Annotated in this window: 17 protein-coding genes and 4 pseudogenes; 15 read left to right on the top strand and 6 right to left on the bottom strand. The window is 37.3% G+C overall.

Annotated elements, in window-relative coordinates:
- Nucleotides 1–99 precede the first annotated feature (99 nt).
- Together mtlD and CDG62_RS11655 are read left to right on the top strand one after the other, a co-directional pair.
- A complete protein-coding gene (mtlD, locus tag CDG62_RS11660) occupies nucleotides 100–2241 on the top strand; it encodes a bifunctional mannitol-1-phosphate dehydrogenase/phosphatase (RefSeq protein WP_087528651.1) in 2142 nt (713 codons plus the stop codon).
- Nucleotides 2242–2375: 134 nt separating this feature from the next.
- Complete coding sequence (locus CDG62_RS11655) at nucleotides 2376–2864, top strand: winged helix-turn-helix transcriptional regulator (protein WP_087528652.1); 489 nt, start codon at nucleotides 2376–2378, stop codon at nucleotides 2862–2864.
- Nucleotides 2865–2866: 2 nt separating this feature from the next.
- Here the strand turns inward: CDG62_RS11655 and CDG62_RS11650 are convergent, their stop codons facing one another.
- Genes CDG62_RS11650 through tusD form a run of 4 tightly spaced genes read right to left on the bottom strand, consistent with a single transcriptional unit; the run spans nucleotide 2867 to nucleotide 4249 of the window.
- Nucleotides 2867–3178 (bottom strand): TusE/DsrC/DsvC family sulfur relay protein, encoded by a 312-nt coding sequence (locus tag CDG62_RS11650; protein WP_087528653.1) that lies wholly within the window; start codon nucleotides 3176–3178, stop codon nucleotides 2867–2869.
- A gap of 14 nt (nucleotides 3179–3192) precedes the next feature.
- Nucleotides 3193–3474, bottom strand: coding sequence for a DsrH/TusB family sulfur metabolism protein (locus CDG62_RS11645; RefSeq protein ID WP_087528654.1), 282 nt, complete (start codon nucleotides 3472–3474; stop codon nucleotides 3193–3195).
- 11 nt (nucleotides 3475–3485) lie between these two features.
- Nucleotides 3486–3836 (bottom strand): hypothetical protein, encoded by a 351-nt coding sequence (locus CDG62_RS11640; protein WP_087528655.1) that lies wholly within the window; start codon nucleotides 3834–3836, stop codon nucleotides 3486–3488.
- Nucleotides 3837–3880: 44 nt separating this feature from the next.
- Nucleotides 3881–4249: a sulfurtransferase complex subunit TusD gene (gene tusD, locus CDG62_RS11635; protein ID WP_087528656.1), complete on the bottom strand. Its 369-nt coding sequence runs from the start codon at nucleotides 4247–4249 to the stop codon at nucleotides 3881–3883.
- Between the two features lie 527 nt (nucleotides 4250–4776).
- Here tusD and CDG62_RS11625 point away from each other — a divergent pair.
- The 13 genes and pseudogenes from CDG62_RS11625 (at nucleotide 4777) to CDG62_RS11570 (ending at nucleotide 14152) form a co-directional block, all read left to right on the top strand.
- A pseudogene (locus CDG62_RS11625) lies at nucleotides 4777–5162 on the top strand (hypothetical protein).
- A 96-nt stretch (nucleotides 5163–5258) separates the two neighbouring features.
- On the top strand, nucleotides 5259–5543 hold the full coding sequence (locus CDG62_RS11620; protein ID WP_228254389.1) for a hypothetical protein: 285 nt from the start codon (nucleotides 5259–5261) through the stop codon (nucleotides 5541–5543).
- A gap of 49 nt (nucleotides 5544–5592) precedes the next feature.
- Nucleotides 5593–6725, top strand: a protein-coding gene (locus CDG62_RS11615; protein ID WP_223155595.1) for an IS3-like element ISAba14 family transposase whose coding sequence is annotated in 2 segments (ribosomal slippage) — nucleotides 5593–5845 and nucleotides 5845–6725 — 1134 coding nt in all. Because the reading frame shifts where the segments join, the coding sequence is not laid out codon by codon here.
- Nucleotides 6726–7142: 417 nt separating this feature from the next.
- Nucleotides 7143–7391 (top strand): annotated as a pseudogene (locus CDG62_RS11605) (glycosyl hydrolase 108 family protein); the annotation flags it as partial.
- A gap of 53 nt (nucleotides 7392–7444) precedes the next feature.
- Nucleotides 7445–7674, top strand: a pseudogene (locus CDG62_RS19835) (transposase); the annotation flags it as partial.
- Nucleotides 7655–7795 (top strand): annotated as a pseudogene (locus CDG62_RS19830) (transposase); the annotation flags it as partial. The pseudogenes CDG62_RS19835 and CDG62_RS19830, both read left to right, overlap by 20 nt.
- Nucleotides 7796–8157: 362 nt before the next feature.
- Nucleotides 8158–8919, top strand: coding sequence for a thermostable hemolysin (locus CDG62_RS11595; protein WP_087528896.1), 762 nt, complete (start codon nucleotides 8158–8160; stop codon nucleotides 8917–8919).
- On the top strand, nucleotides 8916–9932 hold the full coding sequence (locus CDG62_RS11590; RefSeq protein ID WP_322900175.1) for an AMP-binding protein: 1017 nt from the start codon (nucleotides 8916–8918) through the stop codon (nucleotides 9930–9932). Before CDG62_RS11595 ends, CDG62_RS11590 begins: the two co-directional genes overlap by 4 nt.
- Nucleotides 9933–9989: 57 nt before the next feature.
- Nucleotides 9990–10418 (top strand): hypothetical protein, encoded by a 429-nt coding sequence (locus CDG62_RS19775; RefSeq protein WP_322900174.1) that lies wholly within the window; start codon nucleotides 9990–9992, stop codon nucleotides 10416–10418.
- 96 nt (nucleotides 10419–10514) lie between these two features.
- Complete coding sequence (locus CDG62_RS11585; protein ID WP_087528897.1) at nucleotides 10515–11393, top strand: TauD/TfdA family dioxygenase; 879 nt, start codon at nucleotides 10515–10517, stop codon at nucleotides 11391–11393.
- Between the two features lie 35 nt (nucleotides 11394–11428).
- Nucleotides 11429–12190 carry an SDR family NAD(P)-dependent oxidoreductase gene (locus tag CDG62_RS11580; protein WP_087528898.1) on the top strand — a complete coding sequence of 254 codons (762 nt, stop codon included), beginning with the start codon at nucleotides 11429–11431 and terminating at the stop codon, nucleotides 12188–12190.
- Nucleotides 12174–13379 carry an IS256 family transposase gene (locus CDG62_RS11575; RefSeq protein WP_004973108.1) on the top strand — a complete coding sequence of 402 codons (1206 nt, stop codon included), beginning with the start codon at nucleotides 12174–12176 and terminating at the stop codon, nucleotides 13377–13379. The genes CDG62_RS11580 and CDG62_RS11575 overlap by 17 nt, the downstream gene beginning before the upstream one ends.
- A gap of 518 nt (nucleotides 13380–13897) precedes the next feature.
- Entirely contained in the window at nucleotides 13898–14152 is a 255-nt protein-coding gene (locus CDG62_RS11570) for a hypothetical protein (RefSeq protein WP_087528915.1), read from the top strand.
- Nucleotides 14153–14275: 123 nt separating this feature from the next.
- Here CDG62_RS11570 and CDG62_RS11565 read toward each other — a convergent pair whose 3' ends face one another.
- Both CDG62_RS11565 and CDG62_RS11560 read right to left on the bottom strand, forming a co-directional pair.
- Nucleotides 14276–14923 (bottom strand): hypothetical protein, encoded by a 648-nt coding sequence (locus tag CDG62_RS11565; protein WP_087528916.1) that lies wholly within the window; start codon nucleotides 14921–14923, stop codon nucleotides 14276–14278.
- Nucleotides 14913–16586, bottom strand: a complete 1674-nt coding sequence (locus CDG62_RS11560; RefSeq protein ID WP_228254388.1) for a hypothetical protein — start codon at nucleotides 16584–16586, stop codon at nucleotides 14913–14915. The genes CDG62_RS11565 and CDG62_RS11560 overlap by 11 nt, the downstream gene beginning before the upstream one ends.
- Nucleotides 16587–16626: the final 40 nt, after the last annotated feature.

Here is a 16626-nt window from a genome sequence, read left to right as displayed (position 1 = left end):
ATGGTCAATAAATAAACAAATATGTTTCATAAAATCAGATCAGAGTCTCTGTGCCCGATTTTTGTATAGTCTAAGTGTAAACATAAAAACGGAGGCTAAATGTTTAAATTTAAGAATGATGTTGTGCATGGTGCGCTTTTTGACATGGATGGAACAATGTTTGATACTGAGCGTTTACGGTTTCAAACCTTGAAACAGGCGTCCAAAGAGCTGATTGGGGTAGAGTTTTCAGATGCCTACCTTATGGCATGTTTAGGCTTAAGTGCAAGAAGCGCGGAGGCCTTGGCGCAAAAGCAATATGGACAGGAAGTTCCCTATGCTGAGATTCGTAAGCGGGCAGATGAATTAGAATTAGAAACAGTACGCCAATATGGTGTGCCGATTAAAAAAGGTTTAGTACAAGTTTTAGAACGCTTACGTAAAGCAGGATTACGTATGGCTGTGGCGACCTCTAGTCGAAGAGCGATTGCTGAAGAGTATTTAATCAATGCCAATGTTTATAAGTTTTTTGACGTCTTAGTGTGTGGTGATGAGGTTGAAAAGGGGAAACCACATCCTGAAATTTTCTTAAGTGCGGCACAAAAGCTGAACCTCGCACCTGCACAGTGTTTTATGTTTGAAGACTCTGAGAATGGTATCCGCTCGGCACATGATGCTGGGGGGATTTGTGTCCTGTTCAAAGATATTAAAGAACCCAATACAAATATGTTGGCACACGCCAATTATTATTTTGAAAATATGTATGACTATCTAACGGAATTAGATATCTACAGCTCGCATCTGGAAATGCCCAATTTACAAGAAAGCTTTCCACAAACTCTAAATCAACTGACCGTGGGAATTCATGGATTTGGTGCCATTGGCGGAGGCTATATTGCACAAATTTTGTCGCATTGGGATGGTTATACGCGTCCTAAGAAAATTTATGCGTCTACCCGAAACAGTTTATACCGTTCAGCTGTAAACGCTTTTGGGGCGTATTGTATTCGCTATGGGCAAGTGTCTTATGATGAGCGTATTGAAAATATGCATATTATCGATGCTGAAGACTTGCAACAGATGCATGCCATGTACGTCGAGTCGAGTTTAATTGCGATTTGTTTGGCTGAAAATGCTTTAGCCAGTGAAGCTGCAACCATTGCACAGGGCCTCTATGCACGCTATCTGGCGCAAGACGAGCAAGTTAAAACTCCACTGACGCTGTTAATTATCTTAAATAAAATTGGTGCTAAGCAGTTAGTTCTTGAGCAGGTACGTAAAGCATTAGTTGAGTTAACAGACCATGCTGTAGCTGACTTTATTTTAGAGCAACACTATTTCTGCGATACAGTAGTGAACCGTATGGTGTCTAAGCTGAGCGATAAAAATCTATATCGTCAATTGTGTATTAAATACAATATTTTTAAGCAATATCAACTTGATGACGAGAGTAATCAAATTGAGGTTGAAGATGTTAGTAAGCTCAGTGTAGAACAAGAGCGCCGTGCCAGTGAATATGTAGAAGATTTAAGACAAAATTTCCAACCGAGTCATATTTTACAGCATATGGATTTAATCCTTTTCAACGCTGAAATGGATATGCCGATCTATGTGGAAAACAAAAGTCCCTTACTCAGCAAAATGCGTCAAATGATATTGGTAGATCAAATCTCAGATATTCAACTTATTAAAAACCGTTTATGGAATGGCGTACATGCCATGACTGCATGGTATGCAAGCCTACTCGGGCATCAGACTATTGGAGTAGCGATGGGCGATCCGCGAGTGCAGTATTATGTTGAAAAACTGCTTGCAGAAGTGACGCAGGGTCTGACGCATTACCTGCCAAAACGCAAAAATGATTTAACGCGCTTAGCGCGAAGTTTTGATCAGTCTTGCCAGTATGCCTATAAAGATCCGTGTAGTCGGGTTGGGCGTGATCCACTGCGTAAGTTGAGTGCATTTGAACGTGTATTTTCATCGGTCGCATACAATGTTTCGAATGGGTTTGCTTTTGAAGCGCTATTAAGTGGTGCGATTTTTGGCTATCTGTATTTGATGGAAGAAGAGAGTCAGCCTGTGGATGTGTTGTTAGGGCATCTGAAGCAGCAACTTCAACAGATGAACCTGTCAAAAGCGCACAAAAAAGCGCTGTATTATGTCATTCAAAAACGTCTCAATGAATATCAAAGTGGTGAGTTGGGAATGGAAGACTTTATGATCCCTGACCAACCTCAAAAGGCTGAAATGAGCTGTGCTTAAGTCTTCATAACGTTCAGATGTCTTTGAGCCGTCTTAAATGTGAAAAAAGCATAAGAAAAGCTTGATAAAAAGAGCTTTTCTTATGGTCTTAAATCTTTTAACGTTAGATATAAGAGATACTTGGTTTTTTTACAATGAAATGGGATGAGATCGGGGAACAACCGTGTTCAATTGCACGAACGCTGTCAGTGATTGGCGATCGGTGGACGATGTTGATTTTACGAAATGCATTCTTGGGTGCACGCCGTTTTGAAAGTTTTCAACAAAACTTAGGTGTCACACGTCATGTGCTTTCTGAGCGTTTAAAGCGCTTGGTTGAACATGATATTTTGGAGAAAAGACCCTATACAGATCGCCAAGAGCGCTTTGAATATTGTCTGACTGAAAAAGGTTTGGCTTTATACCCCGTGCTGATGTCCATGGCAACATGGGCCGATCAATGGATGGACGAGGGCTTAGGCCCTCCCGTGCAATTTATCCATAAAACCTGCGGACATAGCATTCAGCCACATTTGGTTTGTAACGAATGTGGTGATGCGATATATGCCAAAGATATCAAAGCGATACCGACACAGGTTTATGTCGATGCTTTAGCTGTTCAATCAGAGGTTAAACAAGCTTAAGTTTATAAACAGTTTGCAGGTTTTGGCACGCCTGCCAAACGACTCAGATGGCGCGCTACAAGCCCAGTATTAAACTTTTCTTGCAGTATGGCATTATTGATGTTTGCACTGACTGTTTTCATTAAAAACTTAATTAGTGGACGTGTTGCAGGTGAATGCCCAAATTGTTGGTAAAACTGACGTACTGCCATGAGGATTTCAAAGTGCCAATCAGTCAATTCAAGCTCTAAAGATTTTGCTAACTCTTTTGCAACCTCTTGATTCCAAATGGTGTAATCAACCAAATGACCATCTTGGTCTAATTCTAAATTCATCTAAACACTCAAAATTATTTCAAACTGATACAACGGCTATGGCTTAAACATAGTTCAGCAAAGCTAGTATAGCTGATGGTTTTTAGGTTACTCGGATAGTCAGCAGCAATATTTCCAGCATCCTGTTCAAGCACAAATACACAAGCTAACTGCTGAATAAAAGTATGCTTTATATAAAGAGCTGCATCTCCCATTAAAACCACATCATCCCCTGATTGATACAAGTTTAGTAGTTTGTTCAGGGCTTGCTCCGTTGCGGAAAATGGAGACTGCACGAGATAAAGTGTTTTGCTCATAACCTGTCTCCTTACCAATACAACACGTGGTCAAACTGTTGTATTAAATTTGCGTTGAGTTCAACACATTCAATTTCTTGCTCTGTTTGTTGAACATAGAAAGAAGTTTGATTTTTGCTTTCAATCCAAATTGGACTCAGATCATAAAATTCAAAGCTATCAACCATGTTTGAAGCCAGTTTAAAAGCATGTTTTAAGGGGTCAAAGGACTGAGCATTGTTGAGTAAACTGAGCGCTGCATCTTGTAATAAGACTTTGACTTCACAGCCAAAAGTCGCAAGAACCATGGTTGCAGAGAGGCTTTCATGCACCTGCAAAGAGTTCAAATTGGCTTGGGTTAAAATAACCAGTACAGATTTCACACAATATACCTTTTAAAAGCAACAAATTCTTGAAAACTTAGCACTCAGAATTGAATTAAGCGCCCTGCAGACTGAACAGCATCGGCCAGTTCCCCTAAGCCGACCAAGTCAAAACCTGTAGCCAGATTATGCTGTGCTAACTGATGACGCTGTGCATTTTCAGCATCGGTAATTCCTCGGGCCAAAGCTGCACTTACACAAACGGGCAGGCGAATGGCGAGTTTTTGCCACTCCGAACATAGATTTCGTTGGTCGTCAGGTACCCATTGCAGGGCATTGGCAACTTGAACAGCATCTTGGTAAAAAAACACTCGAAAGGGTTCATTTTTCACATGCAGTGCTTGTGCTAAACCTAGAGCATGCCATGCATGAATTGAGCTCGGTGCGGAGGTAATTAGTAATAAAGTACTCATTAAATTTCACTAGAGGAATGTCCAAAGCTTGCTTGGTACATTCAGACTTCATAATAAAAAGGTAGTATACAATGATTTTAGGTGGTATCTACAGAATTTAGCACTGAATATAAAAGTTATTTTAAAAATAAATGTTTAAAAACAGTAGTTTACTTTTTTGGTTAAAATATCAAAGTATAAAAAATGATTTTCAATCTGCACCAAATCTACACCAAGAAAAATGAAGCTTCCAAAACCAATACAACGTGTGGCAACTTGGCTTATCACTGTTACTTTTGACAAGCAGTGATACTCAGCGACGATAGATACAGCAAAAGACTGCGAGCACTGGGCATTAATCAAGCTGCTGGAGCTTTAAACAGGTAAGGTTAATCTAGAACAAGGAATAAAGCCAGCATACCTATTTCGCAAATTATGCGATAAGTATTATCAAGAACACGGCAGACATATGCGATCTGCTAGAAAAGTAAATTATTCACAAACCTCCTTCGGGAGGTTTTTCTATTGCCAAAAAATTAGGGGAATAAATGGAACTAGTGTCCACAAGTGGTTTTGCCGCGTTTTTAAAGTTCTACGTTGCAGGGATCATGGTCACTTTAGCGATAGCACTTGTTGCAACAGTTGTCATCATGATGCGTTTGCCACGCTCACCACAAGAGTGGGCTGTGGGTTTGATTTGTACGGTTGTATCGAGTCTAACTGGTGGAGCTTTCATTATCGTAAAGTGGGGACTACATGAGCGGGTAACAGGTATTTGAGGGATGATAGCTTTGTGTGGATTCTTCTTTGTCTGTGGGTTGCTGGGTTGGGCTGTTGTGCAGTGACCTTTAACTTCATCAATAAGCAGGAGGGGAAGGTCGTTATTGAAGTGGTTAAAGAACTTAAAAAATCAAAGGATGAGTTAACCAAATAAATTAATTGATTTTTATACATAAAATCATTCATGTTTTAAAAGTGAACAGTTTGAAGTATAAAAGAATCAACTACTTTATAAGAGTGAGTCATTGGAATGCACCCTATTATCGTTCTGTTCGTAGCTGGGTTTGGACCTATTACAAGAGTAGATCAAGAAAGCAAATTGCTCTACAGAGACACCTTCGATCTTCCAATTAAAGCAATGGAAGGCAATGAGTCATATATGAGTGCTGAAGAAGGTGAGCTAGGTGGCGTAAAGCATTTTGCACTATGGCCTTTAACTCAGGCAGCTGAGTCTTGTTTTGGTGTTAAAGAATGGCCTGAAGAACTTACCATACCCAGAGATGGATCCGTAAATTTGAACAACTCCTATAAGTGATATTCTGCTCCTCAAATGATGTTATAAACATCAATATATGGAGTATTTTATGGCACGTAGACCAAGAAGAAATCATTCAAATGATTTTAAAGCTAAGGTAGCACTTGCTGCGATTAAAGCAGAAAAAACACTTGCTGAATTGAGTGCTGAGTTTGATGTTCATCAAAACCAAATTATTGACTGGAAAAATCAATTGATCTCAGCTTCCTCGCAAGCTTTCGATCAATCAAAAGCTCCAACAGAACCACCCATCGATCTAAAAAAACTACATGCAAAAATCGGTGAGCAGGCATTAGAAATTGATTTTTTAGAAGGTGTGTTGAAGAAACTGGGCCGCTTCAACCACAAAAGTTAATCGACGACTCACTTCAGATTTCAGTATCTAAGCAAGCTAAGCTGCTGAAAGTCTCCCGTGGTTGTTATTACTATCGCCCAAAACCTGTGAGTGCATCAGATCTGAAGCTGATGCGATGTATTGATGAATTACATATGCAATATCCTTTTGCAGGCAGTCGTATGATGCGTGATTTGTTGAATCGTCAAGGACATCATATAGGACGACGTCATACACGTACTTTAATGAAGAAAATGGGTATTCAGGCGTTATATTGCAAACCAAATTTAAGCCAGGCTAATCAAGCTCACCGTAAATATCCATATCTGCTCAAAGGGTTGGCTATTCAGCGCAGTAATCAAGTGTGGTCTACGGATATAACGTATATCCCTATGGCAAAAGGCTTTGTTTATTTATGTGCTGTGATTGATTGGCATAGCCGCAAGGTACTTGCGCATAGGGTATCGATTAGTATGGAGGTGGATTTTTGTATTTCGGCTTTAAATGAAGCGATTGAAAAATATGGTCGACCTGAAATATTTAATACAGACCAAGGCAGCCAGTTTACCAGTGATGCATTTATTGATGTATTGAAATCAAATGGCATTCAAATCAGTATGGATGGTAAAGGTCGATGGGTAGATAATGTGATGGTTGAACGATTATGGCGGAGCGTTAAATATGAAGAGGTGTATCTCAAAGCTTATAGCAGTGTCACAGATGCGAAAAAGCAATTAAGTGCATATTTTGAGTTTTATAATTTGAAACGACCTCATTCGAGTCTAGACAAAATGACACCAAATGAGTTTTACTATGATCAGCTACCCCAACAAAACAAGGTGGCTTAACTAGAGCGGAATATCACTTATAAATACGCTTTTAGTTGTTCAAACAAGTGGGACCACCTCTCCCCAAAGTTGGATTGAATTTGAAGTTGAGGATATTGCTGAAGCTTCAGCTCATTTAGTCTCTAAAGGATATCAATTACTGGTTAATAATCGGATTGAGCCATGGGGGCAATCAGTTACTCGCTTTTTAAGTCCTGAAGGAATTTTAACAGGGTTAACAGTAACGCCTTGGTTACGCGAGAGTAATTAATAATCCAATCATCTTAATTTATTGTAAATGGCCATAAGTTAGTCACTTTTGTTTTATATGCCGCCTTAGGGCGGTTTTTTTAGCTAAAGGAAAGCGAAATGAAACTTATTGAAATTTGGCAACAGGCTTGGAAACTCAAGTCAGTACAAGTAAGCGCCTTTTTTTGATTGATTAGTCATGAAGGTGGTTACAGTGACGATAGACGTGATCTAGGTAATTGGACAAAGGACAAGGTTGGAGTCGGGATACTAAAAGGTACAAAGTTCGGTTTAGTTGCAAACACCTATCCAACCCTTGATATTAAAAACATTACATTAGCTCAAGCCAAAGAGATTTATAAAAAGGACTTGTGGGATAAATTAGGCGGTCACGGTCTACATTCAGCTATTACTTTTCAGCTTTGGGACTTTGCAATCGCGTTGTTGCACAAAGCTATTCTTAAAGGCTTCTTCATCAATATAATTTCCAAATGAAGAATCCTGCACCCATAATCTATCGTACAACGAATTGGTCCTCTTTTAACCAAGCTCTAATCAAGCGAGGAAATATTTCAATTTGGTTTGATCCTCAGACTAAATAGTATGCTCAGCCACAAGTTAAGCATGCAAGAAATTAACCCTATTCTGATACAGCAATTCAGTGCTGTTTGATGATCAAATCTATCTACGACTTTCTTTGCATATGGTCACAGGCTTTGTGCTATGGCTTATTCCATCCTTTGCAGATGACAAAACAGATTGATATTGCGATCAGCTATCAAAAAAGTCATGAAGGATTACATCTATTGATAGACTCAACTGGCCTTAAGTTTTTAGGCGATAAACTCAGTGCAAGGAGTTTTGACAGTCAGGTGAATGAAGTCCATGCACGTGTAACTGTATTAAATAAATTCACAAAATTGGGCCGACCTCATAGCCAAGTTGTCACTTAAATTTGAGCAACTTAGAAAAGCTCTATCTTAAAATATTTATGCAACAAAGCCATTTATGAATATAAAATCTAAAAGATAATAATTTCAATTAGGTTTATTTTTTGAAAAAAATCATATTAATAAATCGTATAATCTCAATATGTTGTTTTAAAACAAATTCAACATAAAAATTACAAATAAAATTAAAACAATTAAGTGTTTTTTAAGGTTTAAAACTTATTTTTTATTTAATCTATTTATGGAGATGATATATGACTGTATTCATCTTTGAACAAAGGCTTTTAACTAAAATAAATGATTTTAATTATCATTTATTGTGTCAGCGAAATACACAACATATAAAAAATACGCAGACGCTAAATCTGCCAAATTCATATAATATTTTGTCACTTCAAAAGAAAATACAGCTAAGTGTTCATGAGGCTGGGGTAGTAGATCACTTTGAGCGAAAAGAGATCGAAGAATACATTAGCTTAAAATATAGAGAAAAACATAATGCAACCTTAACGCATTTTTCTTCAACCTTATTCGTAGGTACATCTGAAGATCAGACACAGGTTGCTATTGGTATAGAACAACTCAAGACACATAAAGCTTTTTTAGAACAATATTTAGAACAGCCAATTGAACAAAGCTTGCAAAATATAACTCAACAATATGTATCAAGATCAAAAATTGTTGAGATAGGCAATCTGGCATCGGAAAATATGGAGTACGCCAAAATAATCGTAGCTTTCCTTGTGTTCTATTTAAGCTTGGAAGGCGTTGAGTGGGCTGTTTGTACGGGTACCATTGCGGTGAGGTATGTATTGCAGCAAATGGGCTTAAATTTCCATGTTTTGGAAAAAGCCAATCCAGATGTGCTCGGAGAGGCGAAAAAGCAATGGGGAAATTATTATGAACAAAAGCCATTGGTGCTTGCGATCAATGTAGCTGAATCCTTATCTGTAACGGAAAAAAATTATGACTTTAATGTCGGAAAAATATTAAAAACAGGTGGGTTCTTGCTATGAAAACGCTTTTTGACACAATCCGTCATCATGCGGTATGCCATCCAGATTTGGAAGCCATTATCACAGATTCAACGATAGTTACGTATAAAGAGCTAAATGATGTTGTAGATCAACTGTACAAAGAACTTTTGACACTCAATACTCAAAAACTTGCCATTTGGGGGATGAATAGTATTGATTGGATTTATATCGATTTGGCTGCTAAAAAGGCACAAATTTCAGTCATTCCAATACCATTATTCTTCAGTCCCAATCAAATTTTGCATCTCATTCAGGACAGCGCTGTTGATACCATTTTTATTGGATCTAACAAGATTGAAGCACTTGGAGTTGAAATGATGGAGTTTGACTGGCTTGAGACATTGTATGCTCAAAAACGGATTCATCACGATTTACAGGCGAAAAATGCTTCAGGCCGGTTTGTCAGTTTGAAAGTGGAACCTTCTGCGCAATTTGATCATGCAGGACCATCTAAAATCACGTATACCTCAGGCAGTACAGGCACGCCAAAAGGTGTTTGCTTGGGCGAAGATACCATTCAATCAATAACTGAGTCATTGAGTCATGCTTTAGTTTCGAGCAACTTAGGACGCCATCTGTGCCTAATTCCATTTGCAACATTATTGGAAAATATTGCAGGAATTTATGTGGCATTCAATATGGGGCGTTCAGTTGTGGTTGGTAATGTTAGTACGTTCGGCTTAGTCTCAAATCATGAGTTTAAGGTGGATAGGTTTGCTCATGCGGTGCAGAGCTACCAAATTGAAAGTGTGATTTTGCTGCCTCAGATGTTAAAGGCAATGGTGGAGTACATTCATCAATTTGGAGCTACGGCTTTTAAAAGTCTTAAGTTTATTGCTGTAGGTGGTGGCAAGGTTTCATCGGACTTACTGATGCAGTCAGAACAATTACACCTACCTGTATATGAGGGATATGGACTTTCAGAATGTGCTTCCGTCGTTAGTCTCAACCTGCCGAATGCTAGAAAAATTGGTAGCGTAGGAAAACCATAGCCTCATGTAAAAGTCAAAATTTCTGATCAGGGTGAGGTCGTGGTTCGAGGCAATGCTATGCAGGGGTATTTAAATGATGCCTCTATAGATCCATTGATTCATACAGGGGATGCAGGCTTTTTTGATGATGAGGGCTTTCTATTTATTACTGGTCGCATCAAACAAATTATTGTCAGTAGTTTTGGCCGAAATATTTCACCAGAGTGGGTGGAGTCAAATGGCTCAACGGAACCCGAAATCAATCAAATCGCTATTTTTGGTGAAGCACAACCTTATTTGTCTGCAGTTATTTACGCTAAAGAAGACGTCAGTGACAGTATGTTGGAACACGCTATTCATAAAGCGAACAGCCGCATGCCTGATTATGCACAGATTAAGCAATGGTGTAGATCGAGAGAGCCTTTCTCTTTAAGTAATCAGATGCTTACAGACAATGGAAAACTTCGACGAATTGAAATCCAAAAACAGTTTGCACTCTATTTATGAGGGTTGTGCTTAAGCTATAGATAGAGATTTTTGAATCGAAGAAGAACGATTCTGACGAACATGAAAGAACACTTCAAAATATAGGGAGTAAAGAATATGAGTATAAAACAAATAATCTTTGAGCTAGATCATAACCATAGACATCATCATACAAACCATGCAGTGATCAAAAATACTTTACGTGAACAAGGTTGGATACTTTTAAGAGGTGAGTATTATGATGTTCGGCGTTTCAGTCAGTTGATGTCCAAATTGTGCAAAAATCTGACTTATGATCCTGCACGCGAAAATATCACTCAACAATCGCAGAAAGTAGACGCAGGAACACAAGCGGTTGGCTTGCATATTGAAAATGGAACGACACCATTACCACCAGATATCATTGCTTTTTTTAGCCAAACCAGTGCAACTCTGGGGTCACAAACAACGGTTTGTGATGGGCATGCCGTATGGAAAAGCTTACCAGATCAATTGAAACAAAAGTTTACTGCTCCGATGACGATTAGCCGATATCTACCGAAACAGATTTGGCAGAAATATGTGGCGAGTGCTTTCAATATTGAGCATGCGGAAACAGTCACATGGGAGGATTTGAACAAGTTTATTAAAGCAATACCTGGGCAATCAATTAGCCCAGCGAAAGAAGATGGCGTGGAATACCACTTACAAATGCCTATGATTCGTCAAGATAACTTAAAAGGTGTCCCTGCATTTGCCAATACTTTATTGGGGCCATCATATAACTATGAAAAGCCCAAGTTTAGTTTTGCTGATGGAAGTCTTATCAGCGAAGATTTGCTTGGGGACCTTTCAATCCTTTGTGAAAAACATACGTATGAAATTGACTGGCAAGATGGTGATGTTGCAATTATCGACAATAAGAGATTTATGCATGGTCGCCGTGAAATTTTAGTACCTTTGGAGCTTCGCAAGCTTTATATCAGTATGGGTTTAGGCCTGAGTGATACTTTTTAATCTTTCTTGATTCAACAATTATAGTGAGTATATCTATGTCAAATTTAACAGCGGTAATTGTCGGAGCGACGGGCGGGATTGGAAAAGCGATTGCTGAGAATTTGTGCACCCATAACGTAAATGTAATTTTGGTTGCGCGTAATGTTGAATCTTTACAGCAAATGCAGAAGCAATTAAGTGGAGAGTTTCCTTTATTAAAATTAAGTAATCTTTGTTGTGATCTGAGTGATGCTATAAGTCGGGAGGAATTTATTCAGGCATTAGCACAGCAAAATGTAACGATTAACTATTATATTAACAATGCAGGGATTAATGATTTCTCATTATTTAGTCATCAGTCAGCCGAAGTGATTGAACAAATGATGATGGTTAATGTGGTTTACCCACTAGAAATGATTCAGAAAATAATCCCGTTAATGTCAAAAGATGCACCAAGCCAAATTATTAATATGGGCTCAACCTTTGGCAGTATTGGTTATCCGGGTTATGTGAGTTATTGCGCAAGCAAGTTTGCTTTACGTGGCGCAACAGAAGCTTTAGCACGAGAATATTCAAACTCAGCAATTCTGTTTAAATATTTTTCTCCGCGGGCAACGGATACAGCAATGAATAGTCCTGTTGTCGTAGAAATGAATGCTAAACTGGGTGTGAAAATGGATAGTCCTGAGTTTGTTGCAGAAGAGCTTTATCAATTTTTACAAAACGATAAGCTTTATTATCAGGTAGTGTTCAAAAAACTGTGTCATTTCCTTAAACTGTTAAAAACAGGAATGATGCACTATGGCAACTACATTTGATTTTGAAACAGCCTTAAAACAACTCCAGTCAGGACAAGCACTGACTGGAGAAAATGGCATACTCACCCCTTTAATTAAACAGCTGACCGAAGCTGCTCTTGAAGCAGAAATCGAGAATTACATTGAAGCGAATCCGAAACAAGGTAATCGCCGCAATGGCTATACTCGCAAGACAGTAAAATCTACATCAGGTTCATTTGAGCTTGAAACCCCTAGAGATCGAAATGGTGAATTTGAGCCACAGTTAGTTAAAAAGAACCAGACCAAATTATCAGAAGAAATTGACAATAAAATCATATCACTCTATGCACTTGGTATGAGCTATCGTGATATTCAAAAGCATGTTGCTGATATGTATGGATTGGAGATTTCAGATGGTGCTATCACCAATATTACAGATAAGCTCCTCCCTCAGTTACAAGCATGGAAACAACGCCCACTCGATACAATTTATCCCTTTGTTTGGTTAGATGCCATACATTACAAAGTGAAGGATAAAGGTGTTTATGTGAGCAAAGCGATCTATACCATTTTAGCTTTAAATGTTGAAGGTAAGAAGGAACTACTCGGCTTGCATTTGTCGGAAAGCGAAGGGGCGAACCATTGGCTTAGTGTACTGACAGACCTACAAAATCGTGGTGTTCAGGATATTCTGATTGCCTGTGTAGATGGACTAAAAGGTTTCCCCGAAGCCATAGCAGCGATTTACCCTCAAACAGAAATACAACTGTGTATCGTTCATCAAATCCGTAATTCTTTACGCTATGTTGCCAGTAAAGATCAGAAGGCATTTATGGCTGATTTAAAGCCAATTTACCGTGCTGATACCAAAGGGGCGGCAGAAGTAGCACTGGATGAGCTAGAAGAAAAATGGGGCGAAAAATATGGTGTGGTCATTCAGTCATGGCGTACCAAATGGCATCTACTATCCGCCTATTTCAAATACCCTAAAGCGATTAGGAAGCCGATTTACACCACCAATGCCGTTGAAGCCGTACATCGTCAATTCCGCAAACTAACCAAAACCAAAGGAGCTTTCCCCAATGAGGATAGTCTGATGAAATTACTGTATATTGGTATTCAACAGGCATCAGAAAAATGGACAATGCCTATTCAGGAATGGGGACAAACCATTACTCAATTATCCATTTACTTTGAAGGTCGATTAGATGATATAATTAAAATCTAGTCAAATTTACTGACACAGAACTTTGAACGCCCTCTATTATCAAGTCGGATATCCTGAAAAAATATTTGTGAAAGTGAATCAGATTTTACCGAATATTGTTTCAAATTCAATTGAGAAAGATATTGAAAAAATACAAAATTTCGCTCAGTTAAATCATGCTAAACCCAATTCTGCTTTATGATGCATATTCTTATATAACTCTACCACCCATTCCTGTTCGTACCCTACCAGTCATTCTAGTTCTAAGTAGGCCATCTTAAATTTTTTATGTAATAATCGAAACTAGCAGAAATTTAGATAGTAGATAGAAATAAGATTGAAATTACTCAATGTATGAATAAATTTTGTATTAAAAGTATCCTTCAATCAAAATACTTTGAGTTAGCCATATCTTTATTAGCCGAATAGTTCATATTATAATTTTGCGAAAGAAACTCTATGCTTATGAGGCATCAATCATTTTCTATAACAGAAATTGGCCATAGTATTGAAAATTATCACTTCTGAGAGTTTTAGATATGCCAACTAGAAAGCCAACATCTGAGCGAGATATCGCTAAAGCAGCTGCTTATATATTGCGAGAAAGCTTTATTAAAGCCGCCCGTAGTGGAAAAGTACTTTACGTAGAGAATGATATTCTCTGGAGTATGACTCCACATGGTCAACCAGTTTTCATTAAAAAATTGTCTGGTCGAAACCCTAGTCTTTCCAAAGGAATGACTAATCGAAGAACATTTAAAATTAAAAAACGGAATGTTAAAGTAGTAACTTAGTAAATAAAAATAAATCAAGATAATAAAACACTTAGTATTTTATTTGCATATTCTTATTAATTTGAACAGGTAGTCTCGTAATTTAGTGGATGCCTGTTCTTATCTAACCTAGACATTCTTAGACTATGAAGTTAACTTTTCCTCATAAGCACTTTTTAATTCTGTTAGGGCATTTATCAACTCATCTATCTTTGAGATATTTTGTGTGATGTTTCTCTGTTCTTTGTCGTGAGTAGATTGTTCACTATAAAATTTGCTAAATAAAGTTTCATATGCATCTAACGCTTCTAATTGTTCAATTAACTTGGCAACTTCTTCGTTATCTTTTTCATTGAGCGCATACCCTTTGAGTATGCAATTTCTTATCAATAGCCTTGATGCTTTATCAAGTTCAAGAGCATAGTTGTACCAATACTCAGGACTAGTTTGATTTTTATTTTTTTCTGTATCTCTATAATTACGCAAGGGTGTATAGAAATAATCATCATTATCTAAATTTAACTTCTTTAATGTTGATACCAATGATTCTATATTCTTAAAGCTACTTTGAGAGTGAGCTTGTTCGTAGCGAAATTCCCACAGCTTAAAAATAGTATCTCTGATATCGACAGATACTGTACGCTTTTCTTCAGGAGAAGTAGATAGATCATATCGTTCAAATAACTCTGCTAAATAGTGAAGCATCCATTGAGATAATGTATCTGTTTTATCCTCTAGTTTGAATTCTAGTACTAGTTTCTTTCCTAATTCAATGAGGCTTTCAGTAGACATAGATTTCTCCATTTTTCTTCATTAAATAAACTCGTTTACTACTTGGCAAATATTCATCAAGTCCTTTTGAATCTTGTTTGTATTCATAACTACCATATCTATGTCTACGATCGATATCTACTGAAATGATCATATCCATATTAATTTTATCAAGAAGATTGACAATAAATTCTTTATTAACTTTTAGCTTGTAACCATTTGAATATTCATAATCTTCACTTTTATATTTACCCCAAATGATGTGGCTTATAACTTTTTCATCTTCATAAAACCAATCTTTTCCTAATGTATCCGAATTCATATTCATTAAAGAAATAATATCTTCTGATGGTTTAGTTATTTCATATCTTAATGAAGCTGCCCATAAATCATCATCAAAATTTGATAGATCAATTTCTTGCTCATTAATCCAACCTAATAACTGAAAATTATCTTCTTGAAATTCTAACCTCTCATCATTAGCACTAGGTAAATGATAATCATAACTTGATTCAGTACATTGTAAACTTCGCCACAAAGCATTTGATGTTTCTGGACTTACTAGACTTGAACGGATACGAATGTCTTTTGCTTGGTTATAGTTCTGCACTTCTGACCAAACACCCCATAAACAAAGTTCAAAATCGCTGTGATAAATGACATCATCATAATCAACGGGAGAACAACTATAAGACCAGTTTAAGGGATTTTTTCTATCTTCTTTAGGCCATTCTGTCGTTATTCGAGGACATGGATCTTTAAAATCACTCAGCCAATAAGGTTCTAGAGAAGATAAATCATGTTGTTTAATCCAGTCATCAAACTTTCTCCATGAATATTCACTTTCAAGTAATGGTTTTGTTTGGATTAGTTTATCTGCGGTGATCATCATTGCATGGTAAGACAGATAAAAATCTAAATCTTCAACTTTTGGACTTGAACTATGATCAAGCCTTGTTTGCTTCCAGTCATAAATTTTCATTTTATGGCGCACATCATTGGCTTTACGCTTCTTCTCTGTAAACCCAATTTCATTCTTTAATGTTTGAGTTGTCTCAAAGTAGATATGCTTAGGATGCAACCCAAACATCGCACCCAATGGATCAAGCCAGTAAGGACCAAAATCAATACCAAATGAATCAATTTCATCTTGATTCATATCTGAATATTTTGAAAGATCGATAGCTTCTCGTTCTACTTTACTAAAATTAGATTTACCAACTCCCTGATAAGTTTTAATTTCTTGTTGATTTAGATTTATAAGCTTTAAATTAAATAGATTTAGAAGAATTTTTGATGCGAGAAGTCGAATCATCAAATGTGGGCGATTTGGATTTGCTAACTGCTTAAACGTTTCAACATGCTCAGCCAAAAAGTTATTCGGGCTATAAGATACTTTTAGTAAAGCATTAAATAACCATTGAGTAGCAGAGTATTGATAAAATTCAAATTTGTGATCGTAAAAACTTCGGTAATTTTTATTACTAATAAAATTAATTAAATTAGACAACAATTCTCTCTGCTCATAATCACAAAGTAACTTAACTGTATGGGCCGCTTGCCATTTAACAGTATTGAAAGGAGATGCTAGGCAAGACCAAATATAACCTGATATAGATTCTATTATATTCTCTGGTGGTGCTAATTCCTCACGCCATTGCCCGTCTGCGATATCTGATCCCAAATCACTTTCCAGTAAGCCTAGACCATACTCTAAAACCTCA

The organism is Acinetobacter sp. WCHA55 (assembly GCF_002165305.2).
Classification (GTDB): Bacteria; Pseudomonadota; Gammaproteobacteria; order Pseudomonadales; family Moraxellaceae; genus Acinetobacter.
Note: the sequence above shows the minus strand (reverse complement) of the source record. Positions and strands in the feature narration are given on the sequence as shown.